This window comes from Spirochaeta thermophila DSM 6192, assembly GCF_000147075.1.
Lineage (GTDB): Bacteria > Spirochaetota > Spirochaetia > Winmispirales > Winmispiraceae > Winmispira > Winmispira thermophila_A.
Map to the genome: position 1 here is coordinate 736,466 of NC_014484.1, position 17,670 is coordinate 754,135.

A 17,670-nucleotide genomic window follows, 5' to 3' on the forward strand; every position below is an offset into this window, starting at 1 on the left:
GGTGATTGTCATCATACACATACCCGTGGACAACGGAGAGCCTCTCGAGAAGGCCCTCAAACGATTCAAGAGGGTGGTGGAGAAGGAAGGCGTCATCAGGGAATGGAAGAAGCGGGAGTTCTACATAAAGCCTTCGGAACTCAAGAATCAGAAGAAAAAGGCTCTCCAGAGGAAGCTTCTCAAGAAGCTCCGCAAGATGCAGGAAAAAGAATCCAGCAGAAGATAAGGGCGCGGGAAGGCGCCCTTCTTTTTTTTGTGCGTTCGTGTTGCTCGGCGCGAGACTATGAGAGTGCCTCCCTGATGACCTCGGAGAGGACCGTGTGGAGCCTCCCGTTCGTCGCGAGAACGGGCGATGTCCCGAAAGGAAGCGGTTCGGCTTCATAGGTGGTGCACATCCCGCCCGCCTCCCGGACGATGAGGGCCCCTGCAGCGAAATCCCAGGGATTGAGGATCGGTTCCCAGAATCCGTCGACCCTTCCGCAGGCCACGTAGCACAGATCGAGGGCGGCCGCGCCGGTGCGCCGTATGCCCAGAATACCCCTCCGGAAGAGACGCTTGAGCACCTCGAGGTTCCGAACCACCTCCTCGCTCTGGGTCTGGTAGAACCCGGTGACGAGGAGCGAGGTGGCCAGGTCGCTCACCTCGGAGACGTGGATGGGCTCCTCGTTGAGGAAAGCCCCCCCTCCTTTCTCCGCGGTGAAGATTTCCCCCCTCACGGAATCGCACACGGCCCCCACGATCACTTCGTCTCCCTCCTTGAGGGCCACCGAACAGGCGAAGAAGGGGAATCCCCGGGAGAAGTTGTTGGTCCCATCGAGCGGATCGATGATCCAGGTGTAGGGAGAGGAGGTGGGCTCGTACGAGTGTTCCTCGGCCAGGATGTTGTGGGTGGGAAAGGCCTCTCGTATGAAGGCCACGATGGCCTTCTCCGCCTCTATGTCGGCGGTGGTCACCCTGTCGCGGACTCCGGATTTCGTGGAGATGTGGAAACCTCCCGTGAGGTAGCGGAGGTGCACCTCCCTTCCTATGAGTGCGGCTTCTCGTGCGACGGACAGGAAAGACATCGTTCCTCCTCGTGATGGTAGGTGGCCTTACTATAACAGAAAGGGGGAGGGGAGGAAAGGCGAGGCCCTTCGTCTTGCAGCGGAGGGCGTTTTCTGAGAAAATGCGGTGATGAGACGGTCCTGGTTGCTCGTGCCCTTCCTCCTGCTCGCGTGTACGGGGGCCCCCCCTTCGGTGCTCGAAGTGTCCCACAGCCTCGTCTATTCCCGGAATCCCGCATCCGGCGAGCAGGAGCTCCTCCTGCTCTGCAGCGCGTCCGTCCTGGACGACGACGGAATCGACGACATCGAGGTGGTGTACGTGATCAGAGACGAGGCGGGTCTCTACTGGGAGGTCAAAGAAGAGGCGTGGGACATCTTCTCTCAGGAGGGCCAGCACTGGCTCTCCTTCACCCTCGCCTCGCCGGGAGCCGACCCGTTCCCGGCCGGCACCTACCGCCTCCTCGTCCGCGACTACGGGGGGAGGGAGGCGGAGCGCACCTTTCTCGTGAAGGAGCACCCGGCCTCATACCCCGCCGAGAGGTTCCCCTCCCTCTTCGTACAGGAGGGGAGCGTGCAGTCCAGGAGTACCGAGCCCCTCAAGGTGGTAGGATACGACGGAGAGGGAAGGCTCCTCTTCTCCCGCGAGCTCAAGCCCGGCGCCTTCCTCTCCCGGGAGCAGATCCCCGAACAGGTGGCGGTGCTCTACGCCCTCATCGAGCGGGAGGGCTACCTCCTCCGCTCGGGGCCCTACGCCGTCTACTGAGGATCGGCCGGAGGTCTCCTCAACCACGAGGTGAGCCTCTTCCACCAGCGTGAGAGACGCCTCTTCCACGTGGTCCCGTGTCGCTGGGCGAACTGGATCACCGCGGTGCGCAGGTCGTAGTCCTGGCCGTACTGTCGCTTGAGATCGTCCCAGTGCTTCACGCACCACAGGTAGAGATCGCCCTCCGTGCGGCCCGGAAACATGCTGAGGATGTTCTCCTTGCGGATGACCTCGACGATGGGACGGTACACGTTCTCGTACCACGACCGGAAGGCCTCTTCGAAGGGGATCTCGTAGTCCTTGTCCATGTTGATGTAGTACTTGTGGACCAGGATGTGCTCGTAGAGTTCGTCGTATCGTCCCGGGGTGCTGAACCTGATCTCGACCCCCGGAAGCACCCTTTCCATATCGGTCTTCTCCCGGAATTCGGCGTACTCGTAGTCGATCACCCTCTTCCGGAGCTCGTCGAGCGTCATGTCGGGGTGGAGGGGGATTTCGGCGTTGAGACTCGTCACCTCGGCGTCGATGAACTTCGACCCCTTGCTCTTTGCCACCGAGACCCGATGGTTGCCGTCTCTGACGAAGTACACACCCCCCACCTCGTAGAGCTTCACGGGCGGGAGCTCCTTGTAGGCGAGGTGCGCCTGATCGATGCTCTCCCATCTCCCTCGGGTGTGCCCATGCCGGGGGAGGAACTTCTTGTTGAAGTCGAGGTACCTCCCCTCGCTCCCCACGATCTTGTCGATGGGCACGGTCTTGAGCCCCAGATACCGTTCTCCCTTCGGTCTCAAGAGCTTCTTCACCTCATCGAGAGGGAGGAGCTCCTGTCGTTCCGGTGAGGTGAAGGAGAGGATGCGTTCGAAGAACTCCCGCATGCGGGCTCGTTCGAAGTCTTTTTTCGCCTGCTCGCGAAGGAAGTCGGACATGGATCCCCCTTATATACCTCGATCAAAGAGACGGTTCGAGGAGGTAGTATTTGAAGACATTGATCACCGTGGTCTGGTGGTACCGGGACTCCCTCTTCTCGAGGCCGTTGTAGAGATGGATGTGTCCATGGAGGTGGTAGCGGGGTTTGAAGGTCTTGAGGAACCAGAGGAAGCTCTTGAATCCGCGGTGACAGGGATCGGGCCTGTCGTTGATCCCGTAGGGCGGCGCATGGGTCACCAGGATGTCGAGGAACCTGCCGTAGCGGATCCTGTTGTAGAGGAGTCGGGGGACGAGGCGGAGGACCTTCAACCACATCTGGAAGTCGCTGTACTGGTTGAGTCCGTTGTTGTACCGGTAGGAGCCCCCGAGACCGGCGATGAGGAGTCCCTTTACCTTCAGCACCCTGTCGCTTATGTAGGTGGCGCCGAACTTGTGGGGAGGGACGGGCTGGGCCGAGAAGGGGATGGGGATACTGGGCCTGAAGAGCCCGAGGTACTTGAGGTTGTGGTTGCCGAACACGAAGAGCACGGGTTTGTTGAACATGCTCGCGAGGAAGCCGAGGTACTCCATGGGAAGGTCGCCCGCGCTTATGACGAGGTCGATATCGGGGAAGTGTTCCTTGACCCTCGGGCTGTAGATGATCGGGTCCACCTCGTCGGAGACGCAGAGTATCCTCATACCTTGAGCACCCCGGAATCCATGTCTATGCGCTGGAGGAGCTTCTGAAGTACGTTCTTATCGTAGAGGTCGATGGGACGCGTCTCCGCGTACTCACGGGCAAGCTTCGAGAACGGGGCGCTCGCCACGATGACCCCGCGTACGAGGTTCTGTTCCCTCATGGCCTCGTGCGTGGCACGGACCGTGGCCTCGTCGATCATCTCGGTGGTACGGTAGATCCTCACGAGGCGGGGGAGCTTCCTGGTGTTCCTCCATTTCGTCTCCACGTCGACGGCGATGATCTCCGCCCCGTTGGGAATGGGTTTGATCGTGGTGACTGCGAGGTTCATCGCCTGGATGATGCTCTTGCAGATCTCGAGAAAGAGGTTCTCGTTGCAGGTGAGAAAGTCCTTGATGCGATCGTCGTGGTGCACATCCTGGTACTGGGCCAGCTTTTCCCCCACGTCCTGGAACGAAGGATTGATGCGATAGATGAACTCCCACTGCTCGAGCGCATCTTCGATCCGCCTGCGTTTCTCGTAGGCGATGGAGAGGAAGTAGCGGGCATAGAGCATCTCGGGGTTGGTGGCCTCGGGACTGAGTTTGACGGCCCGCTCGAGCTCCATGATGGCGCTCTCGTAATCGCCCATGTTGAGGTAACAGGTCCCCCGCTCGATGAGGGATCTGAGCTTGTAGTCGGGATGCCGGACGGATTTCTCGAAGGAGAGGAGTGCCGCGTGATACTCCTTCGCCTCCCGGTAGATCTTGCCCAGATAGTAGTAGGCCGGGAGGATGTCGGGATCGTAGCGGAGTGCGGTCTCGAGCTCGGACCGGGCTTCCGGGTACTTGTGCATGCGGTAGAGGAGGGCTCCCAGCCTGAAGTGGGCGTCGGCATAGCGTGGGTTGAGCTCGATGGCCTTCCGGTAGTAGATGAAGGCCCTGTCGCTCTGATTCCTCATCTCGAAAAGCTGTCCGCACTTGTAGTAGTAGTCGGGCATCTCGGGATACCGCTTGAGGAGGAGCAGGTACTCCTTGAGCGCCTCTTCCGGCTGGTTGAAGCTTTTGTAGAGTTCGGCTATGGTTTCCCTGTACTGGATTTCGGGGCAGTATTCGGTGAACACGCCTATCCTGCCTACCATCTTGAGTTCCATGAGGGCGAGTTCGGGGCGTCCTGTCTTGAGGTAGGCGAGGCCGAGCAGGTAGTGGGCTTCGCTGTTGCGGGGATCCCGCTCCGCGATGGCCTTCGCCATCTTGATGGCCTGGTTGTAGCGTTCCTGCGAGATGAGATGGGCGATGGAGGAGATCCGACGGGGGAGGAGGATGGCCTTCAAGAGGAAAAAGGTAAACACTCCCAGGCCCGTACCGACGATAATGATAGGTATGATGATGAACATGCAGGTGCACCTTCCCTCGCGGCTGAGTCTTATAAAAACACTACAGCGTTTTCTCGTATGTGTCAAATGCAGCGCCTTTCTCCTCTTCTCCCTCGCGGCCCCCGCCGGGGCCGAGGAACTCTCACTCTTCGCCCGCGGGGAAGAACTCTTCATGCAGAACAAACTCCAGGAGGCGGTCCCGCTCCTGGAGGGGGCGATCGGGGAGAATCCCTCCGTGCCCCAGGTCTACCTCTACCTCGGGGCCGCCTATCAGGCCCTCGGGCTCCACGAGAAGGCGATAGAGGTCTTCAAGCAGGGGATCGACCGCACCGATGGGTACGATGCGGTCTTCTTCTTCAACATGGGTAACAGCTATCTGGCACTGGGGCATCAGGATACCGCGGAGCTCATGTACACCGAGGCCATCTCCCTCAAGTCCACATTCCCCAAGCCTTACCTCAACAGGGCCAACACCCGGGTGCGGCTGGGCAAGTACCAGGACGCGATCGACGACTATACGATCTACCTCAGGCTCGATCCCACCACGCCCCAGAGGACGAACATAGAGAAGATGATCGCCCTCCTCGGAGAGAAGCTCCTCGAAGCCCAGCGCCGGCAGGAAGAGGAGGAGCGGAGGCGGAAGGAAGAGGAGGCGAGGAGGAAACAGCTTCTGGACTCCGTGCTCAAGTCCCTGGAGGAGGCCGCCGAAGAGACACAGGACGTCGAGGCCGGGACCGAAGGGGCTCAGGAGTTCTCGGAAGAACTCGAACTCGCCGACTAGGAGGGATCATGTCGAGGCAAGACCAACCACAAGACCAACCAAAGGGAGATCGGTCGAGGAGGCGACTCCTCATCGCAGGCGTCGTAGCCGCCCTGCTCCTCGCCGGTGGGGGGGTGACCGCCTACCTCGTGGTGCAGTCGGGGAAGGCCGAGTACCGGAACGCCCTCCTCCTCGCTGAGGAGTACGCCGCGGCCCACGAGTACCAGCGGGCCCTCGACATACTCGACACCCTCCTCCTCAGGAACCCGGGTGACGAGGAGGTGAGGGCCCTCAAACAGCGCATTCTCGAGGAGAAGCGGGCCTACGAGGAGGATCAACGGAGGAAGGAACTCGAGGAACTCGCCCGCCAGCAGGAGCAGCTCTCGCGGTCGCTCTCCGAGCTGAGCGAGGCCCTCGAGGGGCAGAGCGCCCGGGCCCTGGAGGAACAGGCCCGGAAGGCGGAGGAAGAGCGCAGACGGCAGGAGGAAGAGGCGAAGCGACAGGAAGAAGAGCGCCTCGCGCGGCTCGGTGAGGAGGAGCGGAAGAAGGAAGAGCAGATCAGGGCCCTCCTCGAGGCGGGAACCAAGGCCCTGGAGAAGCGGGAGTTCATGACTGCCAGGGACAACTTCAACAAGGTGCTTGACATCTCTCTCAAAGACGCGACCAGGCAGAGGCAGCATCATGCCACAGCCCTCGCCTACACCGCGGAGAGCTACTACGAGGAGGGCGACGTGAGGGAGGCCGTCAGTACGGCGCAGGAGGCGATCGAGACCGACCCGAACGTCTGGCAGTCCTACTATGTGCTGGGCAAGATCTACGCCGACAACAAGAACTATCCCGCGGCCGAAGAGCAGTTCCAGAAGGCCCTCAAGCTCAACCCCCGCAGTGCGGAGACCCTCTACGAGCTGGGGAAAGTGCAGTACATGATGGGCCTCTCGCTCGCCTCCAGCGACAGGGAGCGGAGCAGGCAGAAATTCAACGATGCACGGCTCTCGTTCACCCGGTGCGTCGACCTCAAACCCACCTGGGTGAACGCCCACTACAATCTCGCCCTCACCCACGAACGACTCGGTCGGCGGGACGACGCCCAGAAGGAGTTCCTGAATGTGATCGCCCTCGACCCCAAGAACACGGCTGCCTATCTCAAGCTGGGGGAGTACGCACGGGAGAAGGGTGACTACCAGGAGGCCGAGAAGCACTACAAGAAGATCTTCGAGTACGACGGCGATTACCGTGCCTGGCGGGGGCTCGGTCTCACCTACTACCTCGCCGGCAGGCTCCAGGACGCCGAGAAGGCCTTCAAGGAGGCCCTCTCAACGGAGGAGGGGAGCAATGACCCCATCTCGGCCTACAACCTCGCCCTGGTGCTCATAGAAGAGGACAAGGCCCAGGAAGCCCTCTCGTACGCCCAGAAGGCCGTGGATCTGGCGCCCCGCGTACCGGAGTACCAGTATACCTTGGGGCTGGCCGCCTACAAGCTCGGGGCCTACACCGTGGCGGAGGCGGCTTTCGGGAAGGCCATAGAGCTCAAGCCCGACTACGTGAAGCCGCGGGTCCAGCTCGGACTCCTCCATCAGGACAAGGGCGAAGACGACAAGGCCCTCAGTCTCCTCCTCGAGGCCTACAAGCTGGATCCCACCTCCTTCGAGGTGAACAACAACCTGGGCAACCTCTACGCCCGGAAGAAGCTCTACTCCGAGAGCATCAAGCACTACCGCGCGGCCATCGAGGCCGACCCCAAGGACACCCTGGTACGCTACAACCTGGCTCTCTCGTACCTCGATGCGAAGGAGTACGACGAAGCGGTGAGGGTCTTCCAGGAGCTCCTCAAGATAGATCCGTCCTACTGGGACGCCTACTACCAGCTCGGCAAGCTTCTCATCACCCTGGAGGACGCGGAAGGGGCGAAGAAGGTCCTCTCCACCCTCCTCGAAAAGAAACCCGACTATTCCCGCAGAGCAGAGGTGGAGAAGCTCCTCTCGGGTCTGTGAGTCCTGGAACCCCTTTCAGACGATCCGTCGTATCCTCCGGAAGAGTTCCTCGCGGGTGATCTCCACCCAGAGGGGTCTGCCGTGGGGACAGAACGGTTCCTCCAGGGAGAATGTCTGTGAGAGCAGGTCGAGGGCGGTGAGTCTGTCGACCACCTCCCCCTCCTTGATCGCCCCCCTGCAGGCCAGGGTGGCGTATGCGTCTCTCTCCGGGTCCTCCAGCCGCTCCCCCTTGAGCCACTGGGCCACCACGTGCGGGGCGTCGCTCAAGGGTGCGGGGAGGTGGGTGAGCGTGCATCTCCCCTCTTCCAGCACGAACCGTATCCCCAGGGCCGCGGTCTCCTCCCTCGCCTCTTCGAGCCGGGCTGCTTCGTCTGCGTCCACCGGAAAGGCGTAGGGGAAGAGCAGTTCCTGCGAAGAGGGGTGCGATCTGAGCCGGTTGTAGAGGATCCGCTCATGGGCCGCGTGCTGGTCCACGAGGAGGAGTGTGCCCTCCCGTTCCACCACGAGGAACACGCCGAAGGCCTGTCCCAGGTAGGTGAAGCCCTCGCCGGTGCGGGGGGAGGGGGGAGGTCCCGAGTCGGCGGGAAGGGTGAAGGTGTGGGCAGGTCCGGTGAAGAGCTCGCCCGTTCCCGACCGGGAGGGATCGGGGTACGGGTGGTAGACCCGCTCGGTCTCCCCCACCGTCTCCGGCCTCCCCGGGGTGGGGGCGATCCTCCGGACACCGATCCAGTCCTTGAGGGCCTGTTCCACGGCCCGGGCGAGCAGGGCGTGGAGGGAGGAGAGGCCTCGTATCTTCGCCTCCCGCTTGGCGGGGTGCACGTTGAAGTCCACCCGTTCCGGAGGAAGGGTGATGAAGATCACCGCGGCGGGGTATTGGCCTCCGGGAAGCACCCCCCGGTAGCCGTACGCCACGGCCTGGGCCAGGCTGAACTCCTGGACGAGGCGTCTGTTGAGGTAGATGCGGATGTGTCTCCTGTCGCGTTGGGGAAATGCCGGGGAAAGGAGGACTCCCTCCATCCGGACCCCATCCTGTTCGACCTCGAAGTATTCCGACGCCGAAGGCTTGAACAGGTCGGGGAGGGCGGCGCACACCCTGGCGAGGAGGTCCTGAGGCGGAAGATAGAACTCCATCCCTCCGTCCTTCACGAACCGGAAGGCCACGCGGGGGAAGGGGAGGGCCTTCTCTACCACCATGCGCCTGCAGAGGAGCCCCTCGGTCGACGGGTTCTTGAGGAACCGTTTCCGGGCCGGAAAGGAGGAGAAGAGTCGCTGCACCTCCACCCGCGTGCCCTCCGGGAGATGGGTCTCGCCCTCCTCCACGAGCCTTCCGCGGTCGACGAGCACGAAGTATCCGCTCGGAGTGCCGCGTGCGCGGCTGGCGATCCGGGTCGTGGCCACGGCCGCGATGCTCCCCAGGGCCTCGCCCCTGAAGCCCAGGGTGGTGACCGCGAGGAGGTCCTGCTCGGAGCGTATCTTGGATGTGGCATGGGGGAGGTAGCAGCGTCGCACGTCCTCGGGGACCATGCCCTCCCCATTGTCCAGCACGAGGATACGCTCCATCCCTCCCTGGGCGATCTCCACGGTGATCTCCGAGGCGGCGGCATCGAGGGCGTTGTCGAGGAGTTCCCGCACCACGGCCGCAGGTTTGTCTATCACCTCGCCTGCGGCGATCTTGCGAAAAACCGCCTCCTCCAGGAGGTTGATCCTGGGGGAGGCGGCGGATGTGCGGTCGTTCATGGAGACGAGTGTACTAGAAGTGCACCCTGCTTTCAATGGTGACGGACGGCGCCCACTTCGGGCTCCCGTCCTCGTCGTAGGCGACGGTGCCGTCGTCGTTGTAGATCACGTTCGTGGTCACCAGCATGGCGATGTCGAGCGTGGGTGCCACACCCCAGACGATCTCGCCCTGGAACACGGTGTTCGCATCGAAGAGGGAGGCCTTCTCGAAGCCTTCACGCCCGAGGATGGTGGGGATGAAGAAGGATCGCTGGTAGAGGAACGAGGCCGAGACGTCCTTGAGCCTTCCCGCCGGGATGAAGCCCTTCTCGGCCGCGAGTCTCATGGTGAGGAAGTCGTTGTCGGAGAAGGTGATCTCGCCCGAAGACGTGAGGTCCCAGGGCCAGAAGTAGCCTGCCTGGAAGGAGACCTTGTCGACGATGGAGAAGCCCGCCTCTCCGTAGATCCCCATGGTGGTGGTGTGGAACGCAGGGTTGTCCTTGTCCGTGAGATAGGCCATGAGGGCGCTCGCGTACTGGCCCCGCATCCTGTCGTAGTCCGGGCCGTAGAAGCCCGGCCTGAAGGTCCCCTGGAAGAAGCGGTACTCGAGTCTGTAGTCCACCACCACGATGGTGCCGAAGAGTCCCGTGCTCACCCCGTAGTTCCGCAGCTCTGCCTTTCGCTCCGACTCGTCCACGTACAGCAGGGCGTCCCACTGGAAGCCCGAATCGACCGAGCCCACCCAGGGATCTTCCGCCGCGTGTCGCAGGTAGGGGAGCATGCCGGCGAGGTCGGCGAAGAGGATGAAGCTGAGCTGCTCGCCCTCGTAGAGGGGGATGTCGAGGTCGAGTCCCAGGTTGAGGAAGACGGGGTCAGCCTGGCGCGCGAGGGTGTCGAAGGGATTGGGGCTGTCCTCCGGGATGTCGCCTGCAGGATCGATGTCGGCGAGGGCGGTGAGGCCGAAGGCCAGCCTGCTCGAGGGGGCGAGGGGACGTGTGTAGAGGCGTGTCCCCATGATCTCGGGTTCGGCCAGGTCGTTGACCACGAGCTCCGTGCCGCCCTTCTCGCCGTCGATGCCCATGTTGAGCCCGACTCTCCTCACGGAGGGGAAGTCGGTGTCGTTCGCGTAGTTCCGCATGATGGTCCCGTGGCCGGTGGTGACTCCTCGGATGTTGCCGACCTTGAAGAAGAACGGGTCGCGCAATTCACCGTACTCGATGTAGCGGATCTTCAAGGCGAGGTCGCGGAAGAAGTCGCTCACACCTCCCACTGGGTCCTCCCCCCAGTCGTAGTCGGTGCCGAAGGACCACTCGTCGTTCCCCTTCGGCCTGTACCAGTCGGAGGGGTCGAAGAGGTCCCTGGTGTAGATGATGGGAAGGTACAGGCTCGCCCTGAACTTGCCCACCGCGAATGTGGGCTGGAGCACGGCCTTGGAGTAGGTCTGTCCGTTGATGGTCACCGACCCGAGCTCGAGGCCCAGTGCCTCCCTCAGCCATGCCATGAAGGCGCTCTCCTCCTGGGAAGGGGCCGGTTCCGGCTGAGGCGTGGGAGACTCCTCGGCCGGAGGCATCTCGGCCGTTTCGAGAGGCTCTTCCACCTGTCCCGGCACCTCCTGTGGGTCGAGGACCTGGAATTCGAGGCCTTCATAGAGGTCCTGGAGGGTCTCGGGAGGGATGACGACCGGCTGGAAGACCTCGGCGAGGGCGTCGATCATCTGCCCCGCTCCCACCATCACCTCCTCGGTGCCCCGGCTGAAGGCCACGAGCCCTTCCCTCACGAAGAGCGTCTCCTCCTGTCCGGGCACCACGAGGATGCCGAAGTCGGTTCCCCGCACGCCGCAGACCGCGGTGGGGGTGGTGATGGTGTATCTGGTCCTGGGGACCTTGGCGGCCACCGCCCTGAGCTTTCCGGCCACGAGGGCGAACCGGTTCTCCTGCTCCTCGGTCTTCTGGATCTGCTCCACCTTGAAGGTGGTGTCGGGAGCCAGCTTGATGATCGTGCCGTTGGGGGAGAGCCTGAGCTCCGCCGAGCTGTTGTAGGTGGTGATGGTCTCACCTTCCGCGATCTCCATGCCGAAGTACACGCCCTCCACCTGGAACCCCTGACTGTCGATCACCTCGATCTCCGAGGGGTCGTCGAAGTACTCGAGCACCGCCATGGGCTGCTCCTGGGCCGTGAGGGCCCCCAGGAAGAGGAGAAGGGCGCTCACCATGATGATGGTACGTCTCATACCTGCCTCCTTAGAACTGGATGGACACTTCCGTGCCGCTGGTGGTCACCGGCTCGTAACCCTCGTCGGTGAGTTCGTACCGCAGGGTGTAGAACAGGGTGAGGACCGCGGGGCCGCTGCGGTAGTGGATGTTGAAGACCATGTAGGAGTCCTCCTGCCATCTCCCCAGATCGGAGAAGCTTCCTATGTCCTTCTTGTCGTAGACGATGTCGAAGAAGAAGCCCGGGATCACCCCCTCTGCCATCACAAAGGTGGCGAGGAGATGGGGTCTCGCAAGGGCCTCCTCGGAGGAGCCGAAGGGCCCGTCCATCGTGGCCTTGAGCGTGATCTTGTCCTCGAGTACCGAGAAACCCAGGGTGGCGAGCCACCCTATGGAGCCCGGAACGTGCGCCTCTCCGGTGTAGACGGCGTACTTCTGAGGCCGATAGAGGTCGTAGGACACGTCGAAGTACGAGGGGATGAAGTCGTCGCCCAGGAAGCGCAGCTGTGCGCCGTAGAGGAGGAAGGCGAAGGCGCGGCCCCCTGCACCGATCATGGCCCCTGCCGCCTCGTCCTCCATGGCCACGGCCCCGAAGGCCGAGAGGGAGATGAGGGGTGAGGCGAGGATCGGCTGGATGGCATCGAGCGACCACGCGACCACCGGTTTTTCGGCCTCATCCGGTCCGGTATAGTTCTCGTTCTTCCGCGCATAGTAGTAGGGGTCGCGGTCGACCGCCACCGTGGCCCCCACCTGGAGGTCCTTGATCATCGGTATGCCGCTCCCTGCGAGGGGACGCACGTAGCCGCGCACGCCGAAGAGCTCGAAGGCCGCCAGGTTGGCCACGAAACTCTCGAACCCGATGAAGGGGAAGTTCACCAGGGTGCCGTCCATGTCCCACTCCAGCCCCCACACCGGGAAGTCGGGGAGATAGTTGGCGTTGGAGTAGCCTCCCACCACGAACCCCGTCCCGAGGTTCACTGCGTCGAGGGTACCCGCCTTCACGTAGAGGGGGTCGCCCTTGAATCCGTACCGCACGTAGCGGATCTTCGGGAGGTAGAGCTCGAGGAACGAGGTGTCGCTGTCGGGCACCCAGTCTTCCTCCCGCACCTCGAATCCCGACTCGCCCTCGCTGTCGGCGAAGCGGTAGTGGAGGGTGAGGTTGAGTCCTATGCCGAACTTCCCGATGCTGATGTCGGGTCTGAGCGAGAGTTGGTTGTAGGTCTCCACCGTACCGTCCGGGTTGGGAAAGGCCGCCACGCCGAAGGCCACCCCCATGCCGAAGCTCGTCTGTGATGGGCTATCTCCTGCTTCCTGTGCCGCGATCGTGAAGGCGAGGAACAGGAGGAGTATCGCACCTGTGCGTATGGTTCTCATCCATGCCTCCTCAAGGTATGGTAAGGATGGGTCTCTCCGTTCACTCTACGGAAGGCCCGTGATCCTGTCCAGTACTAAAGTATAGCTCATACACGAGTTTTTTTCACAGGTTTGGGGCCGTGGAGCTGCGGTCGGCTAGAACTGCAGGGTCATAGCCAGGCCTGCCATCCATCCGAGGACCGTGACCCGGTTCTCTTCCTCCACGGCGGCAGAGAGGAAGGCCCTGAAGTTGCCGGAGGTGCCGTAGAGGAGGGTCGAGGTGTGGGTGAGGGAGACGGCGTACTCCGTTCCTCCGTCTTCCCCGCCGGTGAGGGTGAGGCCCGCCTGTTCGGTGTGGCGGAGGACGGGAGGGGTCACTTTCCATGGTTCGAGGGGTGGGTCGTATGCCCAGGTGGGGGCTGGGGTGTCCCATACGTAGGAGAGGGTGGCTTCTTCTTTCCAGGGGGGCGAGGTCTCTGGGGAGAGGGTGAGGGTGTGTGAGAGGAGGAGGCCCTGGGGGGCTTCGATGTAGAACCCTGCGGTCTCGCTCCAGGTGAGGGTCCAGGTGGTGTGGCCGCTCTCGAGTACGTGGGAGAGGGAGAGTGAGAGGATCTGGGTGAACTCGTCGAGGAGGTAGAGGGTGGTGAGGGGGTGGGCTGCCTGGGCGCCGAAGAGGTTGATGGCCTGGAATGTGAGGGAGGATGTGAGGGTGCGGGTGGTGAGTGGTCTGCCTTCGGTGAGTCTGTAGGTCACACCGAAGGAGGAGGAGATGTCCCGAGGGATCAGGAGGTCGAGGGGGGTGAGGGAGGGGGGTAGGGTGAGTGTGAGGCCGGTGCGGGGGGTGTAGGTGAGGGTGGCGGTGGGGGGGACGTGGAGATCGTCCGACGTGAGGAAGAGTTCGTAGAAGGGGATGGATGTGTAGGGGAGGGGGGTCCGGGTGAGGGTACGGGTGTGGGCGGCCCAGTCCTCGGGGAAGTGGTCGGAGGGGGTGGGTTTTTCTTCGATGGTGAGGGTGCGGGTGTAGAAGGGACTGAGGGTGAGTCGGGGGCCGAGGGTGTGGGTGCCGGTGAGGGAGAGGGTGTGGGTGTGGGTGCGGGTGGCGAGTGGTGGGGAGGTGGTGGTCTGGGCGGTGAGGGTGAGGGTCGTGGAGTGGTGTGGTGTCTGGTAGGTGGGGGAGAGGGTGAGGGAGGAGGTGCGGGTGGTGGTCCCGTCCGAGGGGAGGGGGGCGGATTCCTCCCAGGATGCGAGGTAGGAGTCGGGGTAGGTGTGTGGGGGAGCGGGGGTGCCCTGGATGGTCTGGGAGAGGGTGCTGCGGCCGGAGAGGCCGAAGGGAGAGGGAGCGAGATCGGCGGTGAGGGTCCAGGTACGGTTGAGGGTGGTGGAGGTGTGCGAGAGGGAGTGGGACAGGGAGGCGTTGACGGGGGCGAGGGAGAGGCCGAGGGAGGAGGAGTGGGTGAGGGAGGAGGTAGGGAGGATGGTGTGGCCGAAGGTGTCGGTGAGGGTGAGGGGACCTGCGGGGAGGGTGAGGGAATGATCCAGGTGGAAGGCTTCCGGCTCGGATCCGTGGAAGGTGCCGGAGAGGCCGAGGCCGAGGGTCGCGGTGAGGAGGGAGAGGGAGGCGTGGGTGGAGAAGGCGGTGGTGGTGAGGTCTTCGAGGGGGGTGATGGCGGCGACCTGCTGGGTGAGGGTGAGTCCGTGGAGGAGTGGGGTGGAACCGAGGGAGAGGAGGGGGGAGGGATGGGAGAGGGTGAGGGTGAGGGAGGAGAGGATGGCGGTGGGGTTCTCCGGGTCGTGGGCGAAGACCTCGTCGGCGTGGAGTCTGCCTGTGGCGGGGGGATCGATGCAGGTGAGGGCGAGGCGGGTGAGGGAGCCCGTCGAGGCGTCGTCCTCGAGGGATGCGCCGGAGAGGGGCGTCTCGTCCAGGAGTACGCCGCCTCCGGTGGTGTCGAGGGTGAGGAGGTGCCAGGTGTCGTCGGCGGGGAGGGTGATGCCGGAGGCGTGGAGGCCGCGGCCGTCGGGTGTGGTGAGGGAGAGGAGGAGGGAGAGGGGGGAGCCTGCGCTGTTCTTGAGAAAGATCGAGATGCGTCGATAGGAACCCGCGGGAAGGGAGGGGATGGAGGTGCGGGCGGTCCACGACCAGGAGGGGTCGGGGGCTGCGTTGTCCCAGGTGACGGTGAGTGACTTCTGGTCGGCCTCCTCCTCGAACCGGGAGGAGACCAGGGTGCTGGAGGCGGGGAGGGTGGGGTCGGGGCCGGTGGAGGCGGTGATGGTGGCGTCGGGGTCGGTGGAGGAGGTGTGGAAGGGACTGCCGAGGAGGCCGGGGGCCGAGAAGAGGATGCGGCCCGAGGCGGCGCCGGTGGTGGCGGTGCGGACGGCGAGGAGGCGGAGGGTGCGGGCCTGGGAGGCGAGGGCTCGGAGTTGGGGGGGGAGGTGGATGGTGAGGGTGTTCCACCCGGTGGTCGAGGAGATCCCCTGGGCGATCCTGAAGGTGAGGGTGCGGGAGGTGTCTTCGGGATCGAGGAGGCCGTTTCCGTTCGTATCCTCGCTGCTCATGCGGTTGTCGGGGAGGTTCGAGGGGTCGGTGCCCAGGCGGAGCACCGCCTGGTGGGCGGTGTCATGGAAGGGGAAGCCGGGGTCGTAAGGGCTTCCCTCCTCTTCCAGGAGTCCGTCGGCGTCGATATCCTCGGCGAGGGCACCGATCTGGATGTAGAGATCGAAGGTGCTGCCGGAAAGGCGGTCGGCTTTCCATGACAGGGAGAGCCCGGCGACTTCGTCGGGCGGATCACCGATCGGTATCTGCCCTCCTGTCCAGGATTCCCCGTCTGCGAGTTCAAAGTCGAGGGCCATGCACGCCTCGTCGAATCCCGCTCCTTCCGCCGCCACCAGATAGGGACCGGTCTTCTCGCCTGTTGTGTAGGGATGGATCTGCTCCTCAGGCGGGGTCCAGGTGTAGTCCTGCAGCGAGCCCCGTCCGTAGACGGTGTAGTGGTAGTAGTCCTTGTAGATGAGTTTCCCCCGGTTCGCGGGGGAGAGTCCGGTGAGGTCGCCGACGTCGGAGAGAGGGGAGGCCGGATCCCTCACGAGGGTGGTGTCGGCCGGTGGAGCGGCGGGGAAGAGGGATGCTTCGTCGTACCGCAGGGTGAGGGAGCCTTCCTCCATGGTGAGGAGCCGGAGGTAACCGGTGGTATCGGTGAGGGTGTGTCGGATTCCCACGTCGGCCCGGAGGTCGAGGCCCTCCCCCTTGTGGGCGAGTTCGATCGATCCCCGGATATCGCCCGAAGCCTCCCCGGGGGAGGACGTGAAGCGCTCCTCCGTGAGCGGATACCGGACCGAGGCTGCGAGGTTGAGCGTGGTATGGGGCGAGAGGGAGAAGGTGTTGCCGCTGGCTGCGACCAGGTCTGTTCCGCCTTCACCTTCCCGGGTACGGTAGTAGATGTCGATGGTGTGGGCGGTCGAGACCTGGTACGGAAGGGTGATGACGCCTGTCTCGTAGTCCACCTGCGCCGCGGTTTCCTCCTGCCCGTTGACCAGCACGCGGACAGTGCCGGGCTGGGCGTCCGCGGGTATGGTGAGGGCCTCCACCGGTGAGAGGGTGCGGAGCAGGATCTCGTGCCCGGGATACTCCGGGTGCGTGGTGCGCCGGGGGCCGTAGAGGAGGGGATACTCCCGGGCGAAGGGGTAACGCGCCGCAGGGGTGCGCGCATCTTCACCTTCCCTCCGGACTGTCACCAGACTCCCTTCCTTCACCAGATGGGCCGAAGGGGTGAGGACGGCCTCCTCTTCGGAATCGCGTTCGACCAGGAGTATCTCTTCCGTGTCCTCGGGGACCTCGTAGGCCCAGAGAGCCTCGAAGGGGGTGAAACCGGCGGGGACGTAGACGAGGAGGGCCGTCCTCGACTCCAGGTCGATCCTGAGTCGGCTCATGTCCATCCCCAGGTAGTTCGTGCCCCAGTCGAAGTCCTCGGCCGGGGCCTCCGGATCGAGGAGTCCGCCTGTGGTGCCGCACAAGGCCCCGCGGCCCAGCGAGGCGTCCCCCACCGGAACACCCCCCACCGTGTAGTAGACGGCCACCCGGCCGGGTGGCGGCTCGTTCAGGGCGAGGGTACCCTCCTTCAGGGAGTAGCTCAGTTCGTCCTCCCGCGCCCGCCTCCACCTCGTGCCGTCGTCTGCGGTGAGGGTACCCTCCCCGTCTTCCAGGTACACGGTGAGACTGTCGAGGTCGGTGTCGGGGAGCACGAAGAACCGTCCTCTCGTGTACGAGCCGAGGCCCTTCCGGATCTCGTCCACCGTGGAGAGACCGCGGTAGCGGATGTGTCCCGTGGTGGAGGGGTCGAGCCGCACCATGAACTCGTGGAAGCTCCATGGTCCCGCGAAGGAGGCGGACACCCCGAGCGATCCCCTCGAAGGACCTGGAAGGTCGAGGTACCGGTAGTTCCCGATACCCACCCCGGTGTTCCCCGCCCTCACCGACTGCACCACCTCTCCTTCCTTTCCCTGGTAACCGAAGAGATACGTGCTGTCGTCCAGGTCGTCCTGCACCGTGATCTCCACGAAGTATCGCTCCATGTACCAGAGCGAGAGGAGGAACTCCGCCTGCTGGGTGTAGGCGAATCCCGGGGTGAGATCCTCAGGCACGTAGCCGGATATCCACGTCCCGTCGGGCATGCGGGCCCAGCCCGCAGCAAAGGTGGCGCTGCTCTCCCATGTGCCGGCCGCGTAGAGCACGAGGTGCTTGTCGTCCACTGTGGTGGCGAAGAGTTCCTGAGGCGCCTCCTCCGGAAGGGGGGGAGGGGCCTCCTGGGCCCCCACGCCCCAGAGGAGGCCGAGGACGATGGGGATGATCGTGCGAGGTCTCACCTCTTGTATTATTCGTCCAA

12 protein-coding genes are annotated in these 17,670 nt (G+C 63.7%); 4 read left to right on the forward strand and 8 right to left on the reverse strand.

Annotated elements, in window-relative coordinates; genetic code table 11:
- Position 1 precedes the first annotated feature (1 nt).
- Positions 2-226 (forward strand): 30S ribosomal protein S21, encoded by a 225-nt coding sequence (gene rpsU / locus STHERM_RS03240; protein ID WP_013313455.1) that lies wholly within the window; start codon positions 2-4, stop codon positions 224-226.
- 55 nt (positions 227-281) lie between these two features.
- On the opposite strand, the gene STHERM_RS03245 is transcribed toward rpsU, so the two are convergent.
- Positions 282-1,064: an inositol monophosphatase family protein gene (locus tag STHERM_RS03245; RefSeq protein ID WP_013313456.1), complete on the reverse strand. Its 783-nt coding sequence runs from the start codon at positions 1,062-1,064 to the stop codon at positions 282-284.
- Positions 1,065-1,173: 109 nt separating this feature from the next.
- On the opposite strand from STHERM_RS03245, the gene STHERM_RS03250 reads away from it, so the two are divergent.
- Positions 1,174-1,806, forward strand: coding sequence for a hypothetical protein (locus tag STHERM_RS03250; RefSeq protein ID WP_013313457.1), 633 nt, complete (start codon positions 1,174-1,176; stop codon positions 1,804-1,806).
- Here the strand turns inward: STHERM_RS03250 and STHERM_RS03255 are convergent.
- The 3 genes from STHERM_RS03255 to STHERM_RS03265 are packed head-to-tail and all read right to left on the reverse strand — an operon-like array spanning position 1,800 to position 4,784.
- Positions 1,800-2,732: a hypothetical protein gene (locus tag STHERM_RS03255; protein WP_013313458.1), complete on the reverse strand. Its 933-nt coding sequence runs from the start codon at positions 2,730-2,732 to the stop codon at positions 1,800-1,802. The genes STHERM_RS03250 and STHERM_RS03255 overlap by 7 nt on opposite strands.
- A gap of 22 nt (positions 2,733-2,754) precedes the next feature.
- Positions 2,755-3,411: a metallophosphoesterase family protein gene (locus STHERM_RS03260; RefSeq protein ID WP_013313459.1), complete on the reverse strand. Its 657-nt coding sequence runs from the start codon at positions 3,409-3,411 to the stop codon at positions 2,755-2,757.
- A complete protein-coding gene (locus STHERM_RS03265) occupies positions 3,408-4,784 on the reverse strand; it encodes a tetratricopeptide repeat protein (protein WP_041623196.1) in 1,377 nt (458 codons plus the stop codon). The genes STHERM_RS03260 and STHERM_RS03265 overlap by 4 nt, the downstream gene beginning before the upstream one ends.
- Here STHERM_RS03265 and STHERM_RS03270 point away from each other — a divergent pair.
- Positions 4,783-5,544 carry a tetratricopeptide repeat protein gene (locus tag STHERM_RS03270; RefSeq protein WP_237223343.1) on the forward strand — a complete coding sequence of 254 codons (762 nt, stop codon included), beginning with the start codon at positions 4,783-4,785 and terminating at the stop codon, positions 5,542-5,544. The genes STHERM_RS03265 and STHERM_RS03270 overlap by 2 nt on opposite strands.
- 8 nt (positions 5,545-5,552) lie before the next feature.
- Positions 5,553-7,514, forward strand: a complete 1,962-nt coding sequence (locus tag STHERM_RS03275; RefSeq protein ID WP_013313462.1) for a tetratricopeptide repeat protein — start codon at positions 5,553-5,555, stop codon at positions 7,512-7,514.
- 15 nt (positions 7,515-7,529) lie between these two features.
- Here STHERM_RS03275 and mutL read toward each other — a convergent pair whose 3' ends face one another.
- The 4 genes from mutL to STHERM_RS12520 all read right to left on the reverse strand — a co-directional run bounded on the left by mutL (position 7,530) and on the right by STHERM_RS12520 (position 17,650).
- Positions 7,530-9,251: a DNA mismatch repair endonuclease MutL gene (mutL, locus tag STHERM_RS03280; protein ID WP_013313463.1), complete on the reverse strand. Its 1,722-nt coding sequence runs from the start codon at positions 9,249-9,251 to the stop codon at positions 7,530-7,532.
- Between the two features lie 13 nt (positions 9,252-9,264).
- The gene (locus STHERM_RS03285) at positions 9,265-11,460 is read right to left on the reverse strand and encodes a FecR family protein (RefSeq protein ID WP_013313464.1); all 2,196 of its coding nucleotides are present in this window, start codon (positions 11,458-11,460) and stop codon (positions 9,265-9,267) included.
- A gap of 10 nt (positions 11,461-11,470) precedes the next feature.
- Complete coding sequence (locus tag STHERM_RS03290) at positions 11,471-12,814, reverse strand: hypothetical protein (protein WP_013313465.1); 1,344 nt, start codon at positions 12,812-12,814, stop codon at positions 11,471-11,473.
- A 135-nt stretch (positions 12,815-12,949) separates the two neighbouring features.
- Positions 12,950-17,650, reverse strand: coding sequence for a hypothetical protein (locus STHERM_RS12520; protein WP_041623198.1), 4,701 nt, complete (start codon positions 17,648-17,650; stop codon positions 12,950-12,952).
- Positions 17,651-17,670: the final 20 nt, after the last annotated feature.

Coding starts and splice junctions, on each gene's coding strand:
- STHERM_RS03245 (WP_013313456.1), bottom strand. CDS start 1,064: ATGTCTTTCCTGTCCGTCGCACGAGAAGCCGCACTCATAGGAAGGGAG.
- STHERM_RS03250 (WP_013313457.1), top strand. CDS start 1,174: ATGAGACGGTCCTGGTTGCTCGTGCCCTTCCTCCTGCTCGCGTGTACG.
- STHERM_RS03255 (WP_013313458.1), bottom strand. CDS start 2,732: ATGTCCGACTTCCTTCGCGAGCAGGCGAAAAAAGACTTCGAACGAGCC.
- STHERM_RS03260 (WP_013313459.1), bottom strand. CDS start 3,411: ATGAGGATACTCTGCGTCTCCGACGAGGTGGACCCGATCATCTACAGC.
- STHERM_RS03270 (WP_237223343.1), top strand. CDS start 4,783: ATGCAGGTGCACCTTCCCTCGCGGCTGAGTCTTATAAAAACACTACAG.
- STHERM_RS03265 (WP_041623196.1), bottom strand. CDS start 4,784: ATGTTCATCATCATACCTATCATTATCGTCGGTACGGGCCTGGGAGTG.
- STHERM_RS03275 (WP_013313462.1), top strand. CDS start 5,553: ATGTCGAGGCAAGACCAACCACAAGACCAACCAAAGGGAGATCGGTCG.
- mutL (WP_013313463.1), bottom strand. CDS start 9,251: ATGAACGACCGCACATCCGCCGCCTCCCCCAGGATCAACCTCCTGGAG.
- STHERM_RS03285 (WP_013313464.1), bottom strand. CDS start 11,460: ATGAGACGTACCATCATCATGGTGAGCGCCCTTCTCCTCTTCCTGGGG.
- STHERM_RS03290 (WP_013313465.1), bottom strand. CDS start 12,814: ATGAGAACCATACGCACAGGTGCGATACTCCTCCTGTTCCTCGCCTTC.